The 21332-nt window shown below is 52.9% G+C and carries 14 protein-coding genes and 1 pseudogene; 8 read left to right on the top strand and 7 right to left on the bottom strand.

What is annotated here, in order from left to right:
* Positions 1-172: 172 nt before the first annotated feature.
* Together J4P41_RS10060 and nagB are read right to left on the bottom strand one after the other, a co-directional pair.
* The gene (locus J4P41_RS10060) at positions 173-2449 is read right to left on the bottom strand and encodes a TonB-dependent receptor (protein ID WP_426067064.1); all 2277 of its coding nucleotides are present in this window, start codon (positions 2447-2449) and stop codon (positions 173-175) included.
* An 822-nt stretch (positions 2450-3271) separates the two neighbouring features.
* The gene (gene nagB / locus J4P41_RS10055) at positions 3272-4024 is read right to left on the bottom strand and encodes a glucosamine-6-phosphate deaminase (protein WP_211568764.1); all 753 of its coding nucleotides are present in this window, start codon (positions 4022-4024) and stop codon (positions 3272-3274) included.
* Between the two features lie 332 nt (positions 4025-4356).
* Here nagB and J4P41_RS10050 point away from each other — a divergent pair, with 332 nt between their 5' ends.
* The 5 genes from J4P41_RS10050 (at position 4357) to J4P41_RS10030 (ending at position 11788) form a co-directional block, all read left to right on the top strand.
* The gene (locus tag J4P41_RS10050) at positions 4357-4614 is read left to right on the top strand and encodes a metal-sensing transcriptional repressor (protein ID WP_034880038.1); all 258 of its coding nucleotides are present in this window, start codon (positions 4357-4359) and stop codon (positions 4612-4614) included.
* A gap of 19 nt (positions 4615-4633) precedes the next feature.
* On the top strand, positions 4634-5917 hold the full coding sequence (locus J4P41_RS10045) for a TolC family protein (RefSeq protein WP_426067011.1): 1284 nt from the start codon (positions 4634-4636) through the stop codon (positions 5915-5917).
* Complete coding sequence (locus tag J4P41_RS10040; protein ID WP_426067010.1) at positions 5914-7068, top strand: efflux RND transporter periplasmic adaptor subunit; 1155 nt, start codon at positions 5914-5916, stop codon at positions 7066-7068. Before J4P41_RS10045 ends, J4P41_RS10040 begins: the two co-directional genes overlap by 4 nt.
* A gap of 10 nt (positions 7069-7078) precedes the next feature.
* On the top strand, positions 7079-10159 hold the full coding sequence (locus J4P41_RS10035; protein WP_426067009.1) for an efflux RND transporter permease subunit: 3081 nt from the start codon (positions 7079-7081) through the stop codon (positions 10157-10159).
* Between the two features lie 411 nt (positions 10160-10570).
* The gene (locus J4P41_RS10030) at positions 10571-11788 is read left to right on the top strand and encodes a cation:proton antiporter (RefSeq protein ID WP_426067008.1); all 1218 of its coding nucleotides are present in this window, start codon (positions 10571-10573) and stop codon (positions 11786-11788) included.
* A 46-nt stretch (positions 11789-11834) separates the two neighbouring features.
* Here J4P41_RS10030 and J4P41_RS10025 read toward each other — a convergent pair whose 3' ends face one another.
* Positions 11835-14468: a M1 family metallopeptidase gene (locus J4P41_RS10025; RefSeq protein WP_426067007.1), complete on the bottom strand. Its 2634-nt coding sequence runs from the start codon at positions 14466-14468 to the stop codon at positions 11835-11837.
* Between the two features lie 204 nt (positions 14469-14672).
* Here J4P41_RS10025 and panS point away from each other — a divergent pair, with 204 nt between their 5' ends.
* The gene (gene panS / locus J4P41_RS10020) at positions 14673-15608 is read left to right on the top strand and encodes a ketopantoate/pantoate/pantothenate transporter PanS (RefSeq protein ID WP_426067006.1); all 936 of its coding nucleotides are present in this window, start codon (positions 14673-14675) and stop codon (positions 15606-15608) included.
* Here panS and J4P41_RS10015 read toward each other — a convergent pair.
* On the bottom strand, positions 15590-16495 hold the full coding sequence (locus J4P41_RS10015) for a LysR family transcriptional regulator (RefSeq protein WP_426067005.1): 906 nt from the start codon (positions 16493-16495) through the stop codon (positions 15590-15592). The two genes, panS and J4P41_RS10015, sit on opposite strands and share 19 nt — an antisense overlap.
* Positions 16496-16614: 119 nt before the next feature.
* On the opposite strand from J4P41_RS10015, the gene J4P41_RS10010 reads away from it, so the two are divergent.
* Entirely contained in the window at positions 16615-17505 is an 891-nt protein-coding gene (locus J4P41_RS10010; protein ID WP_426067003.1) for an NAD-dependent epimerase/dehydratase family protein, read from the top strand.
* Between the two features lie 47 nt (positions 17506-17552).
* On the opposite strand, the gene J4P41_RS10005 is transcribed toward J4P41_RS10010, so the two are convergent.
* A complete protein-coding gene (locus tag J4P41_RS10005; protein ID WP_426067002.1) occupies positions 17553-19271 on the bottom strand; it encodes a M20/M25/M40 family metallo-hydrolase in 1719 nt (572 codons plus the stop codon).
* Between the two features lie 124 nt (positions 19272-19395).
* Between J4P41_RS10005 and J4P41_RS10000 the strand changes: the two are divergent.
* Positions 19396-19911, top strand: a pseudogene (locus J4P41_RS10000) (histidine phosphatase family protein); the annotation flags it as partial.
* 40 nt (positions 19912-19951) lie between these two features.
* Here J4P41_RS10000 and bluB read toward each other — a convergent pair.
* Together bluB and J4P41_RS09990 are read right to left on the bottom strand one after the other, a co-directional pair.
* Complete coding sequence (gene bluB / locus J4P41_RS09995) at positions 19952-20590, bottom strand: 5,6-dimethylbenzimidazole synthase (protein WP_426067001.1); 639 nt, start codon at positions 20588-20590, stop codon at positions 19952-19954.
* A gap of 22 nt (positions 20591-20612) precedes the next feature.
* Positions 20613-21329: a CbtA family protein gene (locus J4P41_RS09990; RefSeq protein ID WP_426067000.1), complete on the bottom strand. Its 717-nt coding sequence runs from the start codon at positions 21327-21329 to the stop codon at positions 20613-20615.
* Positions 21330-21332: the final 3 nt, after the last annotated feature.

Below are 21332 nucleotides of genomic sequence, written 5' to 3'. Positions count from 1 at the left end.
GAGAAAGAGAGCCCTAGCCCTCTTTCTCTTTTGGAGATTGGATTGATCTTGGTTTTTGATAGTTCGTTAGAACTGTACTCGCATGACGTGCGATGACAGATGCCTGAATATCTTCTTTTCAACCATCTGTCCCGTAGTAATCGTTATTATATTTTACCTATGAATACCGGTCTTAGAAATCGACGCTTGCGCTGCCACCTACAAAGAAAGGAGCGGCAACATAATATGTGCTGCTGCCCGCTGAAAGCTTTGATCCGTAGACACCGGTTGTCGCTTTCCCATTTGCAGCCGTGCCGTTTACAAAACCGAGATACTGCTTGTTTGTGATGTTTTGAATATTCAGGCGCAGGATCGGGTTTTTGAGAAAACTGAAGTCCTTGAAACGATAGCCTGCGTGAACATCCATTGTTACATAACTTGGAATGGAAGTGTCATTGTTGAATGTCGCATATTGTTTGTCGACATACTTCAGTCCAAAACCGCTGAAGAGGTGGCCATCATCGTAATCGAGGTGGAAGGCGACTTGGAATTTTGGCGTCTGCGGTGCAAATTTTCCTTTACTAAACACGTAATCGCCAGAGCTGGATGCCGCTACATTGCTGTCCGTTCTGGCATCTATGTATTCTGCAGAGATATATGGACGGAGATGGTACAAAATCGGTCTTGTTCCGATTTCAAAATCTACGCCATCTGCATGTGAACTTCCGCCGTTAATGCTTTGAGAGTAATAACTTCCGTTAGCCATAACAACTGTCTGGCTGTAAAGACGGTTAGTAAAGTTATAATGGAAGTATGTCAGTGTACTGTTGATCAGATCGCCCTGATAGCGAATTCCGGCTTCTTCGGAAATAGAAATTTCCGGCTTCATGTTTGTATTGGCCTGGGTGCTGTATCCCCTGCCAGACGTATAGGTTCCTGCATCATACAATGATGTATTCATTGGAATACGGAAATTGGTAGTAGAAGACGCAAAGAGCTGAATCTGGTTATTCAGCTTGTAGCGGATGGAAACTGCAGGCAGAGGCTCGTTCCAGGAACCATTAATATAAGAGCCTGTCGATGTATCAGGCAGGAAATTGTGCCCGTTACGCATGACGATGGCATATTTCAGGCCAGCTTCGAGTGTCAGTGTGTTGTTCAGTAGTGACAGGCTGTCATCGATGAACATGGTGTGGATGCGGGTCTGCGTCAGAGTATTCCGATACTGTGCCGTCTGACCGTTCGCGAGAACCATGTTCACGCCGCCACCATAGACATCATAAGGCTCACCCGTTGTCATGTTGACCAGACTATAGGGGGAGGTTTGAATTTGTTTTGAATATTCGAACCAATAACCAACCATCAAACGGTTGATTCCGGTATGGAGCGTTAGCTTCGTTACTGCTCCAGGGCGATAAGTCTGGGTGTTGGAAGGATTATAGAGAAGAATGCTTTTGGTGTTGGAAGAATTATACTGGCCAATCGAGGCAGACATGGTCTGACTGCCGTACTGCTGACTGCTGAGGCTTTCTGAATATGCGCCGCCGCCATTTCCGTTTCCGTACCAGAAATAGGGAGTTTCGGTTAAGGTCAGGTTATCTGTGAGGCGGAATGTAGATGGAGCACTCGCATAAATGTTTGTGAAGGGGTTTTGATGAAGTTTATAGTAATTGGCACTTGGATTATTTGAATCCCATTTGGATTGATAGGTGTAGTTCACCCCATATTTTTTCCAGTTTGCCAGAGACATGGATGGAAAAAGAGTGCTGTCTGACTGGTTTCCTACGATGGCAAGGGAGACGCGGTTACCGTTGCCCCATTCATTGACCCATTTTGTTTCGCCGTGGAGTTTCTTCTGGCTTCCGGGGCCGCGCCATGAATTTTCATCCGCAGCAGAGAACGAAATATATCCTTTCAGATTGGTATTGCCGATCTTGCCTGTGTCAACGCGAGCAAAGATACGACGAGCATTGTAACTGCCATACGTGCCGTCAAGGTGACCGCCAAATTTATCTTTCGGATCAAGCAGATACATATTGACTGAGCCGCCTGATGCGCTGATGTGCGGGCTGTCTAGGTCGGCGGACCCTTGCTCAACGTTAATCGTACGAAGATTCTCAGAATCTACGATTTCTTGAGGATAAACAGCATAGTTACCAATATCGTTGATTGGAAACCCTTCGAGTGTGAAGCCGATCTGGCTGGAATTCAGCCCACGAAGGGTCATGTTGCCGCCATTTAATCCGAGCGGATCAACCGATGTTGTATTCACGCCTGGAAGTAGCGCGATAAGTTGCATCGGGTTAACGCCGGGCGTCTGGGTGGCTATGAACTCCTGCGTTACGGTCGAGCGGGATTTTGCAGCATCTTCATGGACCATCAATCCTCCGCCTGGCGCGTTATGGCGGGCACCGTGGACTTGAACAGTTTCTGCTTTTTCAGCATCTGTCGGCGCTGTTGCGCCCATCATTGATGGACCACCGTCCCGATTGATTTGTGCTGTTTTCTTGTGGCTGTGATTACTCACAACCTTACTGCTCGTCCCCGTTGTCTGAGCGGACGCCCAAGAGGCGCTGATCGCCAAGGCAGACGTTGCGAACAAGAAATTTTTTAAACGAAAAAGCATGATGCCTCTTGCAGGGAAGGATGTTTTCTTCATGGAGTGCTTATTGGCATTATCTTCATAAGAAAAAAATAATAATTTTAAGGTTAATTTTGAATATTATATTACAAGTAATTTTATAATTACCAATGAAACTGTTTTTTACTATGTTTTCATGATTGATATATATAATAACATTTCATTATTATTGTTAATTGTAACCTATTATTCTTGTTTGTAATGGAATGAGGAACCGTGAGGTGGAGGAATTAAGAAAAGATATTTGGGTATTCGTTATCGTTCGGTGTGATACGATGCCATATTCATGATGGTCCAGTGCCTGTTCTGTGGTGAAGAAATGCCCAGAAAGGCTGTGAGGTGTGTGTCACTGTTCATGGGTGTGTCGTCAAAGAAACTTAATGGATTTCGTTCTTAATTCATTACGAGATTTATCTCGCGCTTTGATCAATAACTTAAGCTTATACAGAAGAATTTAGGGAGCGTGATGGTCTGAGGCGCAGATTTTTACGCGAAGAGATCATCTATCATGCGTATATTTATGGCACCTATTATGTAAAAATATGTCAATCATGTTTCGCTTGGATCGCCCCAGCTTGTATCAGCTTTGAAAATGAAGTTTTGAACTCAAGGTGCGTTGACCAGACTGCCTATATATTCTTAATTTTTCCATTAAGAGCCTTGCCTACGATTTCCCTTCCAGATTGAAGCGGCGGCGTCATCTAGAATGACGGTGCAGTCAGGGTGTAAACGAATGGCTGTAGCGCTGACGTTTTCGTTTATTGGTCCATTCAGCGCTGCATCAACAATAGAGGCTTTTCCTGCGCCAGTTGCCACAAGTACGATCTTGCGCGCTTCCAGGATCGTTCCGACTCCCATGGTCAAGGCGCGCTCAGGAACGCGCGATGGATCATTGCCAAACATTCCGGAATTTTGACGGCGTGTGATGTCATCAAGATGTACGACGCGCGTGCGACTGTCGAATGGGGAGGGGGGCTCATTGAAGCCGATATGTCCGGTGTTCCCAATTCCCAAAATCTGCAGTCCAATACCTCCAGCGCCTTGGATATTTGCTTCATACTCAGCACATTCTGCATCCAGATCTGTCGCGGTTCCGTTTGGCACGTGAATTTGTGCGACTGGCATGTTCACATGCGCGAACAGATGCTTCTGCATGTAATGGCGATATGAATTTTTGTCTGTTGGAGGGAGGCCAACATACTCATCCAGATTGAAAGACGTTGTTGTGGAAAAATCCAGCATAGCAGTCTCGTACCGTTCGACCAGAAGTCGATACACACTTTCCATCGTGCGACCTGTTGCCAGCCCCAACACAGGCCGAGGATTATGATGAATTTCGCAGGCAATTATGTCCGCAGCTTTTTTGAAAGCCTGCTCTGGGCGATCGGTGACGATGATATTCATAGTCGGAATGACGTCCTGTCTGATGCCGTTAGAAAGAAAGCGTGTGCCAGAGGGTAAGTTTTGACGTTCGTTCACAAGGGATGAGCAGTTCTTGAGAAATTTGTTCTGATCTGAGTGATATTGAGGTGCTCATGATCGATCATGTCAAGTCATAATTATGATCGTAAATTACAAAAATAAATCATCTATATGATCATTTCAATGCGGTTTCGTGGAAATTAAACTGAAACGGAGCAGTGGATTAAACAGAAATTTACTGATAGCCCGCTAAAGTTAGTCTCTTGTTGAGAGAAGAATATTGACATACCCAACCCCCTAGGGGATAGGGGTTTATGAAGCATAGAACACATGTTCAGAGTCTAAAGCAGGCGCATGGTCATCTAGCCAAAATTCTTGAGATGATGACAGAAGAGCGGCCGTGCGGAGAGCTTGTCCAGCAGATCCAGGCTGTTGAGAGTACTATTCATAACGCCAAGCGCCGTTTGATTCAGGATCATCTTGAACATTGCGTTGTAGATGAAGTGGCGAATGGAAATATGAGCCGGGAAACGGCCATCCGAGAATTTTCCGCCCTAGCGAAATATCTCTAAAGCAGGACTTTTTGTGCTTATGTACGGCCTTCTTTTAAAGCCTCTTCCGAACATTCGCACTTATCTTGGCTGTGCTCTGGGTTTAGTAACGCTCATTTTTTGCAGTCAGGCGCATGGGCAAACTGCACCGCGCGAAGTTTCAATATCTGTTCATGAAGCCATTGCAGCGGCCTGGAATAACGATCCTGTAAGAACCGAATTGCAGACCAATCAGCAATCAGCAGATGCTCGGGCTAAAGCTGCTCAATCATGGTTTGCAGGCGGTCCCACGTTGAGCGCTGATTACTACGATGATCGCATTGGAGGCTCCAACCTGGGATATATTACCTGGCAGGGTGGTGTTTCTGTGCCCTTATGGCTGCCAGGACAGGGGACGGCGACTGAAAAAGTTGCTCATGCAGATGCTCGCACAGCGCTCATGAGGCTTGAGGTCGAGAGAATGGTGGTGGCCGTTCGTGTTGTTGAGGCGGCTGGAAATGCCACTCTGGCGCGCAAAAGAGAAACTGCGGCCCTTTCGACCCTGGCAGCACTGCAAAGGATTTCCGATGCTGTTTCTCGCGCTGTTCGGGCAGGAGAAGCCGCGTCGGTAGATAGTCAGGCCGTCATGGCACAACTTGCAGATGCGCGGACAGAACTTGAAAATTCAAGGGAAGAAATCGTTACGTCCCGTACGACCCTTCAAACCCTGCTAGGGGTTGAGGGAATTCCTGATATTACACAGGCAGATCGTCGTTGGCTGGTTCTGACGCGCGCCAATAATCTGCGATGGATGGAAGATGATGACCCGCGGGTTCGGGCCGCTCATCAGGAAGTGATTGCTGCGCAGGAACAGGTCCATCTTGCGCGCGCGAGCTTCATGCCAAACCCTGAAGTGGGTGTGGATGCGATTGACCAAGCGCAGTACGGCAGTCCATGGGATACTCAGGTCGGTTTCAACGTCCGTGTACCACTTCCCAATGCGGTGACAACGACGCCGGTGACGTCTGCTGCACGGGACCGTCTTGCCATGGCCAGCCGGCAGGAAATTCAGGCCCGTAGAGCCGTTCAGAATGAAATGGCACAGGTGCGTGCCCGTGTGGAAACGGCAACAGCAACACTGAATAATGCCCGTGTTTCTGCAAGCGCGATGCTGCGTCGTGCCGATGCAATGGAACACTCCTGGCGGATCGGAGAAACTCCACTGATTGAAGCCCTTAGAGCGCGGACTGACGCTTATAGAAGCCTTCTGACACTGAACCAGGCCGAAATTGCATGGCATGAAGCCATTATCCGGATTGGAATCGCAACAGGAACGATGCCATGAAAAAAGTCACAGGTCTGGCCGTTCTGCTCATGTCAGGCTTTATCCAGCCTGTTATGGCAGAAACGCCCCACTGGCTTCTTCCTTTGAAACTTGACCCTGTAGCGCAACGAAACGCAAATTTTCAGCTCTGTACGACAGGGTATGGTGATCTGCATGACACTATACCCGCCATGGCTACCGTAACCGCAGACATGTCGCGTGTGGTGGTTATCCGTCCGGCAGGAGGTGGAAAGGTCACCGATGTTCTGGTTACTCCAGGGCAACGCGTCCATCAGGGACAAACTCTGATCAATTATACGGACCACACGCTGCACGAACTGCATCTGCAGCGAATGCAGGTTCAAGCCGCCCTGATGTCCGCGCGGGCCGCAGTCGCCGAGGCAGAACAGGCCTATAAACGTGGACTGGCTCTGTCGGGCAGTACTGTTTCGGCAGGTGAAGTCAAACGACGACTGGCGGCACTTCAGCAGGAGCGAAGTGCTGTGGTGGCTCGTGAAGCTGATATGGGCACGATTGAGCATAGAGTGAATGAGGAATTCACGTCCGTTACCGAAAAAATCGTCCAGGATGAAGCTTCTAGTCTGATTTCACCTGTTGACGGTGTTGTGCAGACCGTCAGTACGTCAGCAGCGTCGGATATCAATCCCGGCGAAGCTCTTGCTACGGTCGTCGATCTGTCTGCTGTCTGGATCGTGGCTCAGGTCCGCTCTCAGGAGGCGTCGCAACTAGCAATCGGGAACAGGCTTTTTGTAAAGCCAGCAGGAGACGCATCAGGAAAGCCACTGATCGCACATATCTCGACCATTGATGGCATGACTGATGCCACGACAGGGTTGGTGCGGGTTGTCTGTGTCGTCGATCATCCAGAAGAGCAATTGCGGCCGGGTAGTATGCTGGATGCATCGATTGAAACCAGCAGGGCGGTGCATGGCCTTGTGGTTCCTGCATCTGCTGTTGAACGGGTGGATGGCCATACCGTCGTTTATGTCAAAACCGGCCAGCAGGACTTTCAGCCTCATGACGTTAAACTCCTCCTCGAAAATGACGAACAGGCTGTTGTGGACGCGGATGTACCACAAGGAGCGTCTGTCGTCGGGCATGGAAGTTTCATGCTGAAGAGTATGTCGCTCCTTGGAAATGACGAGGACTGAGCAAACTATCATGCTGAAATTTTTCCAGACGAACCGCTTCGTTCTGTTGGGGCTTGTCTGCGTCCTGCTGATTGGTGGCTTGCTGACAATTCCCGGGCTTCCTGTTGAGCCAGTACCGGATATCTCGCCGAAGCAGGTACTCGTATCCGTAACTGCCCCCGGTCTGGCAACTGAAGAAGTGGAAAAACTCATTACATTTCCACTCGAAGCCAGCATGACCGGGATTCCTGGAGTGACGGACCTTAGGTCCGTTTCTCGTACGGGTGTTTCTGTTGTCTATCTTCAGTTTGACGATCATACGGATATTGATCTTGATCGCACACGCGTCAGCGCGCAGATGCAGATCGCTCGGGAAACAATTACTGTTCCTAATATTTCGGTTTCCATGGGGCCACTTGCCACCGGCATGGGCGAAATCATGCAGATCCAGATCAAGGGGGAGGGATACTCTCTCATGGATCTCAATCGCTTGATGCAGTGGACTGTTGTTCCACAGCTCAAACTCGTGCCGGGAGTGGTCGATGTTAACGTCAATGGTGGTGCGGAAGAAACATATCAGGTTTTGCTGGATCCCGCTCTACTGCGCGCCTTGGGTGTTACGGTAAGTGATGTCTACAAAGCTGTTGATGAGAACAATGCCTCCGCAGGGGGCGGTTGGATTGCTCATCACGCTGAACAGCAGGTTATTGTAGGGCGGGCTCTGATTGGCAGTCTCGAAGCTTTCGGGGCCATTCCTGTCCGGATGGGGGCAAACGGTAATGTGGTGCGTCTGCGAGACGTCGGGCAGGTAACCAAGGGGCCTCGAACACGACTTGGCGCTGTAACGCGAGATGGGAAGGGTGAAATTGTGAATGGTGTCGTTCTTATGCAGAACGGAGCCAGTTCCAATGCCACGCTTGCAGCCATCAATGCCGCTTTACCTGGAATTGCCCAGTCGCTTCCCGCAGGTGTGACTCTGGACCCGTTCTATACACGCTCGACCCTGACGGGTGAGACGATTGATACGGTCAAGGAAAACCTGCTCATTGGCGCGGCCTTGGTTCTGCTCGTTCTGATTGTCGTTCTGGGAGACTGGCGCGCTGCGCTTGTTATCGCATCCGTCATTCCGGCTGCCCTGATCTTTGCCATGGCTGGTATGAGGTTCTTTGGGGTTTCTGCCAACCTGCTAAGCCTCGGAGCGATCGACTTTGGCATGATTGTCGACAGTTCCCTCGTCGTGGTCGAGCATTTGCTTGCTATCCGGGGGACGAACAGAGATCGGGCGGCCTTGCCCGAACTGGCGACGGAAGCGCTAAGAGCCGTCATTCGCCCTGTGACGTTTGCGATTTTCGTGATCATTATGGTGTATCTGCCCATCCTGACGCTTCAAAGCATTGAGGGGCGCATGTTCAGCCCGATGGCGCAGACTGTTATTATGGCGCTGCTGGCATCGTTGATTTATTGTGTGGTCTGTATTCCGGTTCTGGCCGCGCTGGTCATGCACCGAAGCCCGCCAGACCACGAGACACGTTTCGTCCGGACACTACGTCGTTATTACGAGCCAGCACTGGCATGGAGTGAAAACCATAGCAGAACCCTGATCGTTCTCACGGGCGGAGCGTTTCTGCTTTCCGTGTTTCTTGCCAGTCGTCTTGGTGGAGAGTTCGTCCCCCAACTGGATGAGGGGGCATTGCTTGTGGTCGGGGTTCGCCTCCCAAGCGCCTCACTTCCAACTGTTCTGGATGGCGTGACACAGCAGGAAAAAATTCTCAAATCTTTTCCCGACGTTGAGACGGTCGTCAGCAATACCGGCACGTCTGCCATTCCTACAGATCCTATGGGAACATCTGAGACCGATACATACGTCTTTCTCAAGCCCCGTTCCCAATGGACCACCTCGTCCAATGAGGCTGGTCTTGTTGAGAAGATGAATGCGGAACTGACCACAAAAGTCCCTGACGCTCACTACTCCTGGACGCAGCCGATCCAGATGCGGATGGATGACCTTCTTTCCGGCGTCCGTACCCAGCTTGCCATTTCGATTTATGGAGATGATCTGGATACCTTGAATCAGCTGGCTCAAAAGGTTGTGACGGTGGTGCAGCGTGTACCAGGCGCGGCAGATGTCTCTTCAGAAAGCGAGGGGACAATCCCATATCTTCATGTGGATGTGGACCGGGATTCTGCAGCGCGTCTGGGTGTTTCCGTTTCGGATATTCTTGCCGAAGTCGAGGCGATTGGTGGCCATATCGGCCGATCAGTCACAGTCGACAATGCCATCATCCCAACTCAAGTACAGTTTAGAGAGGGGATTGCAAACTCTCAGGACAAAATTGCGCATCTTCAGATAAGGCGTGTGGATGGGACGGGCTGGGTACTTTTGGCGGATGTAGCACATATCTCGCTTGTGGATGGGACGTCACGTATTGATCGGGATACCGCCCATCGACGTGTCGTCGTTCAGGCCAATGTACGGGGACGGGACGTAAACTCTTTTGTGGCGGCTGCACAGGCAGCGGTTACAAAGCAGGTCAAACTGCCCCATGGATACCGCATGAATTGGGCGGGACAGTTCAGAAATCTTCAGTCAGCAATGAAGCGTCTGGAAATTGTTGTCCCTATCGCCCTTGCTCTTATTTTTGGTCTGTTGATTGCAGCACTCGGCTCATTCGGGGCAGCGGTATTGGTATTCGTCAATCTGCCTGTAGCTGCAACTGGCGGTATTCTGGCACTTGTTTTACGTGGACTGCCATTCAGTATTGCCGCTGGTATCGGATTTATCGCACTTTTTGGTGTGGCGATCCTGAATGGAGTGGTTCTGCTCAGTCAGATCCGAACCTACCGCCTGCAGGGTATGAGTGCAGCCAAAGCTGCTTTTTCTGCTGCCAGCGCACGGTTCCGGCCAGTGATTGCGACGGCTTCGGTCGCAAGTCTCGGGTTCTTCCCGATGGCGTTTTCTGGTAGTGCAGGTGCCGAGGTCGAACGGCCTTTGGCTACCGTTGTAATCGGTGGCCTCATTTCGTCGACACTTCTGACGCTTCTTGTTCTTCCAACACTTTATGCGCGGTTTTTCAAGGATAAATCTGATCAAGTGACAGATCCGGAAGCTTAAAAGGAGGGGCCCTTTATTTTCTGAGATATGACTAAGACCTGTGCGTTCGCGCCATTAAGGTCACGGTCAAGGTGATTTCCTTGTTGATTGACTGTCACTCAGGAAGGTGTTCTGACAGAATTGGATTGGAACTGATCTGATTACGGCGGTTATTCCAGTTTGTTCAGACAGTTTGATTTCCGGGCGAAGATAGATTGCGGTCGGACTTGTGACCTTTGCGAAGTATCGTCTTGCGGTGACTGTCTTGTTCGCTTTCCGTCGTAACGGCGACAGTCGGTTCTAAGGAGCAGGCGAGAAGGTGGACAGCAGTCTCTGCCCGCCTCACTTGCGCCATCGCGATTGTATCGGTTTGCACTTATGGCTTATAATCGCGTATCCTGTCCCTCCATATAGGTAAATTAGGGGAGGCTGATGACAAACATTACGGCACTTTTTGCAGATGCTGCGGTTTTCGTTTTTCTCCCGTGGGTTTTGTGGCGCCTTCTTTACAGAACAATACCGATTGTTGTCCTTCCTATACTTATCGGTATATTGATTTCCGTTTGGCATCTTCCGGTTAAATCACTTGATATTCCGTCTATGTACGGGAGCGATATTGGCTGGGTTGCTGTTCTGGTTCTAGCGTTTACTGCCGGGCTGGAGATGTGGCAGTCCCCCGAGGAGACAGCAGCAGACCATACCTTGCCGGCTCCCTCTTTGGGGCGGCTTCTGGGCGGAGCTGCTGTGGCTCTTGGTGGACCGCTGCTGGTAGGGTCTGTTCTCGCTTACGAATTTTTCCTGCCCTTGCCGGGATGGCATCCTCCCCATGCCCAGCCATGGGTTGCCGCAGCGTCGATCGGGCTATGTATTGCGGTCAGCGCGCTGCCTGTTCTGATTGGTGTCGTCAGGGAGCTTAATCCAGCACAGCGCCCACTGGGTCAGCTTGCACTCAAACTTGCGGTTGTAGACGATGCGGCGCTCTGGATCGGGCTGGCTGCTTTGCAGGTTGCAGAACGTGGCACAGCTGCACTGCATGGCTGGACCGGTTTGGAAGTGCTGGCGATTGCACTGCTAGTCGGACTGGCTCTGCTTGGGAACTGGGCGTCTCGTCATTTTCGCCATCCGCCTCTGGCCGTAATCTGGCTTGCTGTTCCCGTCTATCTTGCGGCCGGGTCCTGGGCGAGTATGCAGCTTGGTCTCCATGAACTGATTGGCGCCTATTTCGCGGGTGCGATTATGCCACCATCCTGGGTCCGTCGCCTTCCTGTTGAGAAGGTCGGGGCATTCTCCTTGATCTGGCTTGCTCCAATGTTCTTCGGCCATAGCGGCCTGAATATTGATGGTGACGCCCTGACATGGCCTTCTGTCATTGCTTCGCTATCTTTGGTCGCCATTTCGATCGTGACCAAGATTGTTGCCGTGTACATTTTCCCGCCCGCAGCAGGTCTCAGTCGTCGTCAGGCGCTGAGCGTCGGCGCGCTGCTGCAATGCAAAGGGTTAATGGAGATTGTCGCCGCAACGATCTTCCATGCTCAGGGCATGATCTCAGAATTTGCGTTTGCATCTTTGATGGTTCTGGCTGTGATTTCCACAGTCCTGACAGGCCCGATGTTCAAGCTTGTCGCGCCTCGACCCAAAATCGAAGCCTGAGGAATGGGAGGATCATTGGATCCTCCCAAACTCTGTTTTCTAAAAATTAGTGATGCGTTGAAAGCCAGTCGTGGATCTGTGTCTGAGTGGCACGGATGGCGTCCTGACGGGCATTGATTGTGTTGACCGCCTTGGCCGTCGCAATCTTGGAGCCGGTTGTCTTCGTGGCCCATGGATCACTCTGTAGAGCGGCCAGAACCTGCGGACTGTTGGAGTGAGCAGCAATGGTGGCGAGGAAGTCGTCTTGCGACCAAGGTGCAAGATGGGTGCGGATATCGGCCTCGTGTTCCTTCACCAACTTCCACACCAAATCCGGGTTTTCGCTGGAGGCTGCAACGACCGCGAGCGAACGGGCAATTCTTCCATTCGGAATGGCACCGCTATAAGCCAGTTCGACAGTCTTCCGGATCAGATCCGGGTTTGTTGCGCTGGCGAGTGCAGCGAAATAGCGCAGCTTCAACTCAGTGGCCTGCGTCGTGCGAACCTTGTCGGCCATAAAGGCCCAAGTCTGCTCGTCAGCGTTTTTCATGGCAATCGTTGTGACCGCGGCGACAAGATCAGGACGTAGGGACGCGGGGTTGGCCTTCCAGAGCGCAAAGCGACGCTTGGCTTCCGCGGTAACCTTTGGATCGTTGAAAGCTCCGAGTGCGCTGATGACCGATGGACGCAGCATCGTATCTAGAACATTCTCGTGAGGCTTTTCGTCCCAGCCAAGACGCGCCAGAACAGGGACCAGACGGCTTCGGGCATAGGCCTGAAAATCAGCGCGATCCGGGTTGCCAATTTCATAAAGGTCAATCGTTTCCAGACGGTCGATAATCTCTTCGAGAACCGCAATATCGCTCTCATGTGCCGCCGTCAGACGGTCCACGAGATCCAGATACGGAGCCAGCCCCGCCTGACCTGACCGGAAGAGGGCATACTGGTCTCCAAGCAGATTGGCGCGATCCACAGGCGAGAATTTGCTGATGGACGCAGCCAGTGCAGCCAACGCGCCCTTGTCGTAGGACACACGATAGTAGCCGCTTTCGCCAAGATTGAGCTTGAACGGTGCACCACAATGCCGCGTCGTGATGGTGACAGGCTCCGTTCCCAAAACGATCGTCTTGCTGGGAAGTCCGGGGCCACCAGAAACAACCGGGATGCTCCACGTCAAGGGCTGGGCCTGCGGGTCATGAATGGTGAAGCGGCTCTGCGTTAGCGTATAAGTCGCCTGATTGTTCTGGCAAAACGACGTCACATTAACCTGCGGAATACCCGGCTGTTCCGTAAAGCTGCGGGCGACCTTGGCAACGTCCTCGCCGGATGTGGAGGACAAGGCGTTCCACAGATCCTGACTGGTGGCGTTTCCGTATGCATGGGCCTTCATGTAAGCGCGCATTCCATCGCGGAACTTGTCTTCGCCCAGCCAGCCTTCCAGCATCCGGATGACGAGTTCACCCTTGCCATAGCTGATGCTGTCAAACGCCGAATTGGCTTCGCTGACGTTATGGATTGTCTGCTGGATCGGATGTGTGGTGGCGAGAGCGTCAATCGCCATCGTCTCTTCGCGGGTCTCATGCTGGCGCGGCCAGATGTCCCATTGAGGATTCAGCTTATCCGTGACCTTGATTTCCATCCAGGACGCGAAACCTTCATTGAGCCAGATATTGTTCCACCAGCCCATCGTCACGAGATCGCCCGACCACTGATGGGCCATTTCATGCGCAACGACTTCGTGGATCAACTCGCGAGTACGGGGCGTGCTGTTCTTCGGATCAAAGAGAAGAACATTGTCGATGTAGGTGAGGGCGCCCCAGTTCTCCATCGCACCGGCCTGATAATTGCCGGGAATAGCCAGCATATCCATCTTGGGAAGAGGATATTTTACACCGAAATAGGTGTTGTAATACGGCAGGATCTTCTCGGCGGATTCAAGGGCGTAACGGCCCTGTTCCTCAAGGCCTACTGGCGCATACACGCTCATGTCCGTGCCGTCAGCGCCGCCATGGACTGCACCCATATCACCCGCAACAAGCGCCAGAAGATAGCTGGACATGCGGGGAGTAGGAGCGAAAGACACGCGCTTGGTTTTTGTATCCTGCTGCGTGGTGCCGATGATGGGCATATTGCTGACGGCGACATCATCGAAGGGCAAGGTCACGTTGAGCTGGAAGCTCGCCTTGAACGCGGGCTCGTCCCACCCCGGAAACATCCGGCGTGCATCGGCGACTTCAAACTGCGTCACCAGCATCCGGCGCTTCTCGCCTTTGGCTGAGGTGTAGTCGTTGATATACAGGCCGTTCGGTGTTTTGAGGATCGGTCCCGTATAACTGATGGCGAGCGTATGCGGGCCTTTAGGGACCGCCTGCTCGAAATGGAGGGTTGCTGTCTGTGCGGCATCATCCTGCTTGATGATGGCGTGACGCGTTCCATCCAGAATGGCTGCCGAGAGTTTCAGGCCAGCCTGATTGAGGACAATATCCTGCGTATCGGTCAGGACGTTTACGTCAATGGTTTCCTGCCCTTTGAGGGTCAGATGCTCAGGATCAGTTTCAAGATCAATGACATAGGTTTCCGGAGCAACTGTCTTTGGAAGTTCTCCTGGCGTCTGCTGGAACGAGAAAGTGCCCTCGGCATGAGCCATCGCATAGGGCAGGCCGGCAAGAAGTGTACTAAGAGCCAGAAGGCGACGCATCATGAAGTCTGTCCTTGATCGGTAAAAGGAATAGCGAAAACGGCGTATGACGCTGTGTTTCAATGGTGATCTGAACGTTGCATACTCGGTTAGGACAGGAAAGGGTGGAAGTGAGATTACCGGACCTCTCCATCTTGGCATGTGTCAAAATCTCCCCGATGCCGGTATGAGGAAGTCCACTGCGCGAGAATGGAGACGTCCCGTTAGATGATGACACGCCTTTTCCCTGTCTGGGCCATTCTGGTGACGGTCGGCGCTATTGTATTTCCTGCACCATTCCTGAAGCTTCTGCCCATCATCACGCCACTTCTGGCATTCATCATGTTCACGATGGGCGTTTCCCTAACGGTTCAGGATTTCTCCCGGATCGCGCGCCGCCCTTATCCCGTTCTGGCGGGGGTGGGCCTTCATTATCTGGTGATGCCGCTCGCCGCCTGGGGCATTGCGCATCTGCTCGGGATGCCGCCTGCGCTGGCGACGGGTATGATCCTCGTCGGATGCGTTTCGAGCGGCACTGCTTCGAATGTCATGATCTTCTTGTCCAAAGGGGACGTCGCACTGTCTGTCAGCATCAGTGCGCTCTCCACACTGGTTGGGATTTTCGCGACACCATTATTGACCCGCCTTTATGTCTCGGCGGGAGTGTCCGTGGATAGTTGGGGCCTGTTTCGCAGTATCATTACGATGGTGGCGTTGCCTGTTCTGGCGGGTGTTATTGTCAATACACTCTGTCAGCGCATGGTGAAGCGCGTTGAGGCTGCTCTTCCACCCATCGCCATGGTGTCCATCCTGCTGATTATTGGCTGTGTAGTGGCTGGAGCAGGGCCTTCCCTTGCTCAAGCTGGTCCGCTGCTCATGCTGGGAGTGGTTCTGCATAATGCTATCGGACTTGCAGGAGGGTACTGGGGAGGGCGACTTCTGGGCTTTGATGAATCCGTTTGCCGAACACTGGCTCTTGAGGTCGGGATGCAGAATTCTGCTCTCGCAGCCACATTGGGCCGTCTGTATTTCTCCCCCGTTGCAGCCCTTCCGGGAGCTGTGTTCTCGGTCTGGCACAACATGTCAGGGTCTGTTCTCGCCACAGTCTGGGCTGGCCGCCCGTTAAAAGAGAAAAATTCTGACACTCAGGATGCCGCCAGATAATCCCGAAGGCGAGGGACCATGAAATCCAGAAAGGCTCTCACTCGGGGAGGGCTCTGACGGCCTCCCGGATAGAGCGCATGAATGTCTTCCTCATCCTGCACGCCTGCATCCGCTAACACTTCGATCAGCCGCCCTGCCTGAATATCATTCCGCACATGATATTCGCCTAACCGTGCCAATCCCGCACCCTGAACGGCCAGCCTGCGTACGGTTTCCCCGTTGTTGGCCAGAAGCGGTCCGCGCACTAGCCGATCAACCAATCTACCTTTTTCATGAAGAGGCCAGACAGGCGCTGATCGTTGGAAATTGAATCCCAGACACCGGTGATGGCTCAGATCTCTGGCAGTCTGAGGCGTTCCATATCGGGCCAGATAGGCAGAAGAGGCCACGATCTTGCGCGGCGCAGATCCAAGATGCCGGGCGGTCAATCCTGAATCCTGCAAACGCCCTACCCGGAACGCGACATCCGTTCGATCCAGATAAAGATCGGTCATCTCGTCTGAAAGGGAGAGGTCAATCACAATATCTGGGTAAGCCTCCCAGAAAGAAGGCAGAAAGGGTTCAAGCCCAAGCGTTCCGAATGCAACCGAAGCATTCACCCGAACTGTACCTTTGGGCTGCAGGTTGCCGGTCGTGAGACTGCGTTCAATATCATTAAGGTCCGCGATCAGGGCGGTGGCCCGCGCGTAATAAGCTTGTCCTTCCTGCGTCACGGAAAGGCGGCGTGTGGATCGCTCAATCAGGCGCAATCCCAGACGGGCCTCAATGCGTGCAATGAGCTTGCTGACCGTCGAAGGAGTCATTCTGAGAAGACGAGCGGTCTCTGAAAAGCTGCCGCTTTCCACAACTCGCACGAAAACCTGCATTTCCCCGACGCGATTATCCATACAATGCCACCTATGAATTCCTTTCACAGGTTTTGTGCAAGCTGAGGGAATTATCAAGCCTCAAAGAAAAGATCATCTTTCCCTCACGTTCCAGCTTTACTGAAGCAGAGGCAAAACAGATGAAAATCTTCATCACCGGCGCAAGTGGCTACATCGGGGGTTCCGTCGCAGCCCATCTCGCCGCAAATGGCCATCAGATCCGAGGCCTGATCCGCAATAAGGCTCGTGCAGAAGAACTTCGATCTTTCGGTATCGAACCCGTTGTTGGCACTCTCGACGATAGCGAACTTCTGATGAAGGAGGCACAGAACGCTGATGCCGTCATTAATGCTGCCGACAGCGATCATCGGGCTGCGGTTGAATCGCTCCTAAAAGGGCTTGAAGGCAGCGGAAAGCCGTTTTTGCATACAAGTGGCAGCTCCTTGGTCGGAGACGAAGCTCTTGGTGAACCGTCCGATGCGATTTTTACGGAAGAAACCCCTGTAGCTCCGGCGCCAGATAAGGTCGCGCGTATCGCAATCGATACTCTCATTCGGAATGCCGCACCTGATATCCGCTCAGTGGTTCTGTGCAACACCATGATCTATGGACGCCATCTGGGGCCAGTTTCGCAGAGTGTTCAGATTCCGCCTCTTGTGGCGCAAGCCCGGGAAAGCGGCATCAGCCGACATATCGGCCGTGGCCTCAATCGCTGGTCAAACGTCCATATTGCAGACGTTGCCGCGTTATACGAACTGGCTCTTACGAAAGCCTTAGCTGGCAGCTTCTACTTTGTTGAAAACGGCGAAGCATCGTTTCGTGAAATCACGGATGCGATTGGAGCCGCTTTAGGCCTTGGGCCATCACAGGATTGGGCCCCTGAAGAGGCGATCAAGCGCTGGGGCCGTGAACTTGCGGTGTTTGGCCTGAGTTCCAATAGTCGCGTCAGGGCTAACAAGGCGAGGCGGGAACTCGATTGGGCACCAGTCCATCATTCAGTGACGGACTGGATCCGACAGGATCTCACCTGAAAAAATTCCGAGCGGACGAAACACAGGGTCCGCTCGGATATTTTCTATTAATGAGCCGAGCGTGTTTCGTCGCTCTTCTCCCGAATGGCTCGGAATTCCGAACCACCCTTCCAGGTCGGCCAGTCATGCGAGAAGGCGGCGCTGTAGCCAACCTGACGCACGACTTCAACGTCCTGCGCCGCGCCGCGCACATCCCAGTCGGCGCTCCAGGCATCACAGGCCTGATGGTAGCAGGCCATATAAGACGTCAGCCACTTGCTGCCTGCTGCTGTTCCGCCATTGAGCAGATCGAACGGGCCAGCCATGTCCATCACGGCGAGAACGGGCACGCCAGCTCGCGCGAAGGGCAGGTGGTCTGCACGATAGAATGCGCCACGTTCCGGCATGGCTTCCGGCTGCGTTGTACGGCCCTGCTTTAGAGCTGCTGCAGCAAAGTCATCCTGAAGGGTGTCCTGACCCGCGCCGATGATGAAGGCATTATGAGCCGGTCCTGCCATCTGAAGAACATCCATCGTCAGATTGGCAGCAGTCTTGTCCAGAGGGGCGAGCGGATGCGCCACATACCAGCTCGATCCCAGCAGGCCACGCTCTTCACCTGTCCAGGACGCAAAGCTCACAGTGCGCTTCGGCTTCGGGCCGTTTTTGAAAGCACGCGCGATTTCAAGAACAGCGGCAATGCCGGAACCGTCGTCGATAGCGCCACGGCGGATGACGGTGTTACCCTGTGCATCGGTGCTCTTGCCAAATGCATCCCAGTGAGCACCGAACATGACGGTTTCATCCGGATAGGTCGAACCTGTGATCTTGCCGATCACGTTCTGGCTCTGGAGATGATCCACCTTGACCGACATATCAAGCGAGAACGTCGTGTCATGAATATTGACCGGGTGGAAGTCCGGCGAACGGGCTTGACGACGCAGACGATCCAGATCCAAACCGGCCTGGGCAAAGAGCGCATGGGCCGCATTGCCTTCGATCCAGCCAATCAGCGGAACGGATTTTGCGTCCTTGTCGTCATGCAGGATGTCATATTCCTCACCCTGCGGCGCAACAACGGTGCTCCACGGATAGGATGCGCCCGGCGTATCATGAATGATGAGCGCACCTGCGGCACCGCGACGGGCTGCTTCCTCGAACTTGTACGTCCAGCGGCCATAATAGGTCATGGTCTTGCCGCCAAAACGTCCGGCTACAGGTTCTTCCGGCCCCGCGTCAAAGTCTGGGTCGTTGACAAGGAAGACCGCAATTTTTCCGTGCAGGTCAACCTGTTTGAAATCGTTCCAGCGACGCTCGGGAGCGGTGACACCATACCCGACGAATACCATCGGAACATGGGACAGACGGAGGCGCTGGATGGGCTGCAACGTGGAGAGCGCCACGTCCTTAAGCTGATGCAGTTCCAAAGTATGGCCGCGCGTGGTGACGGTCGCTGTGGCTTTGGGGTCAGGGCGGGTGCGGATCATCGGGACGTTCTGCGTCCAGCCACCGTTCTCGCCACCCGGTTCAAGACCGATCTTCTGATACTGTTCGATCAGCCATTTGACCGTAACAGCTTCTCCCGGCGTACCCGGTGCACGACCCTCGAATTCATCCGACGACAATACACGCATTGTTTCGGACATCCGGGCGGGATCAATAGGGCCGGAGGCGCCGGTGTTGGGAGCTGCCTGCGCGGTGGAAAAGCCAATTACAAAAGGCGTTAAAGCGAAAGCCGCCAACCCGGTGGCCAGTCGTAAACGCCGGCGGAAAGACAATGTGTGCATCATGTCCTCAGTGTATTTTAAAGGCAGGTCTGATGAGATAACAGGTACTTTACACATCACATGGCTGTTCCGGAAATGGGCTAAAATCGTATGTAGGGCGGGTTGACGAAAAACATGCGCCACCCCCATGTTTCCACACATGAAACTTGCCACATTCCCGGTTCTTCTCTCACGTCATCCCCAGGTCGCAGAGGCCGAAGGCGTCTGTTACGGACGAAAGGATATGACACTGGTGGCAGGATGGGAGCCAGTTGCGGCTGGCCTGTTGACGCTCGCCAAAGGAATTGGCAGCTCAGTTATTTATACATCCCCGTCTTCGCGTTGTCTGGCTGTCGCGCAAAAAATGGCAGAGCGAAGCGGTTTGCCAGTGTTGCAGGATGATCGTCTTCAGGAACTGTATTTTGGATGTTGGGAGGGGCTGGCTTGGGCTGATATTCCGCGTCAGGCTCTGGACCACTGGGCTAGCGATCCAGAGGGTTTTTCTCCACCCGGAGGAGAAAACGGAAAAAGCCTTCAGGAGAGAGTGCAGTCTTTCTGGTCGGACCTGCTTCGGGTAGCGCGACCAGCGCTGGTCATTTCTCATGGTGGACCATTACGCCTGCTGGACGGTCTGGCACGCGGAATAAAGCAGCCGGACCTTCTGGCGCCCTCCATGCCGCAGGGAAGCAGCCGACTGTACTACGTTAGCGTCTTATCCACTGACGACGTTCCGGATTCCGTTTTTCCCAGCCCATGCGCTCCAGTTCAGGCGTATTCGCCTGTTCTGTCGGGTATCCCACGCAGAGATAGGCTACGAGATCCCAGTTAGGTTCAGCGTTCAGTATTGTTGAAACGGTCTCAGGATCAAGAATTGACACCCATCCTAGCCCGACCCCCGATGCTGTTGCGGCAAGCCAGAAGGTATGGATTGCCATGACGGTAGACCATGTCGTGGTTTCGGGCATTGTTGCGCGTCCAAGGCCATACCCCTGATCTGGTGTGGTTTCGCAAAAAACTGCAACATGGTGAGGAGCATCATCCAGCCCGGCCAGTTTGAGGCTGGCATATCCAGCTGCCTGTTCTCCGTCATATCCTTCAAGTGCGCGGGCATTGCACGTTTCGAAGTTTTTTCGGACTGCTGATTTCCGGGTTTGATCTTCTACAAGAACAAAACGCCAAGGCTCACTCAATCCTACAGAAGGAGCCAGCGTTGACGCCTGAAGCAGATCATCAAGAAGCGCAGGAGCAACAGGCTCACGTCTGAAATGACGGACATCTCGGCGCCAGGTAAAAAGACGCTCAAGATCAAGCCAAAAATCTTCAGAAAATGCAGCAGTTGTCACAGTTTTTTCTTTTCCAAACTTTTCAGTCGACTTGTTTCTGAAGGACGCGAGCCGCCAGCGGACCAAAAAGTAATCCGAGCGTAATCCACAAAACGGCCTGCATACCAATTGCGGCTTCACGAAACCGCCAGAGAACCGTCGCAGGAAAGTCCGAAGGCACTTCATCAATATCAGGCATTCCAGCCTGAACTGCCACGATGAGGCTGATGAACACTGCGATGGTCACGAGTATGCCATTCCATTGACCAAGGCGCCGGACAAGAGGTCGGCTGGTCATGAAAGCGGCGGTTGCTGCACAGAGCGAAAGAAGGATCATCCCGAAATAGGTTTCAGTTCGGAGCGTGATCGTTTCGGGCAAACCTACGGCAGGAGGGTTGGGAGGATATTTCAGATCCGGGACAAGCACAAAAATTACGAAGGCAGCGGCTGCCAGCAGGGCTGAAAGTGCGCGCGGCGAAAAGCGCCCGATACGACCGTAGGAAAAAGCGAAAACCGTTGCGAAAATCCCGCCATACGCTGCACCGTACATGACAGCAGCCGTTAGAAGCCCAAAGGAAGCCTGTACGGATCGGCTGACCAGTTCAGGTTCGGGTAACTCCCCAGAAGCAAGATCTTTAGCACTTTCGAAAGCGATGGCCAGATTGACCTGAGGCTCCCCAAAGATACGAGCGAACAGAAATGCGAGAAAAGCAGCAGCAACCCCGGCCATCATGCCGCGGGTCAGAAGGCGACCAGCCATGTT

This window comes from Gluconobacter sp. NFX36, assembly GCF_049887835.1.
GTDB lineage: Bacteria > Pseudomonadota > Alphaproteobacteria > Acetobacterales > Acetobacteraceae > Gluconobacter > Gluconobacter japonicus_A.
This window is presented reverse-complemented; position numbering and strand designations above follow the sequence as displayed.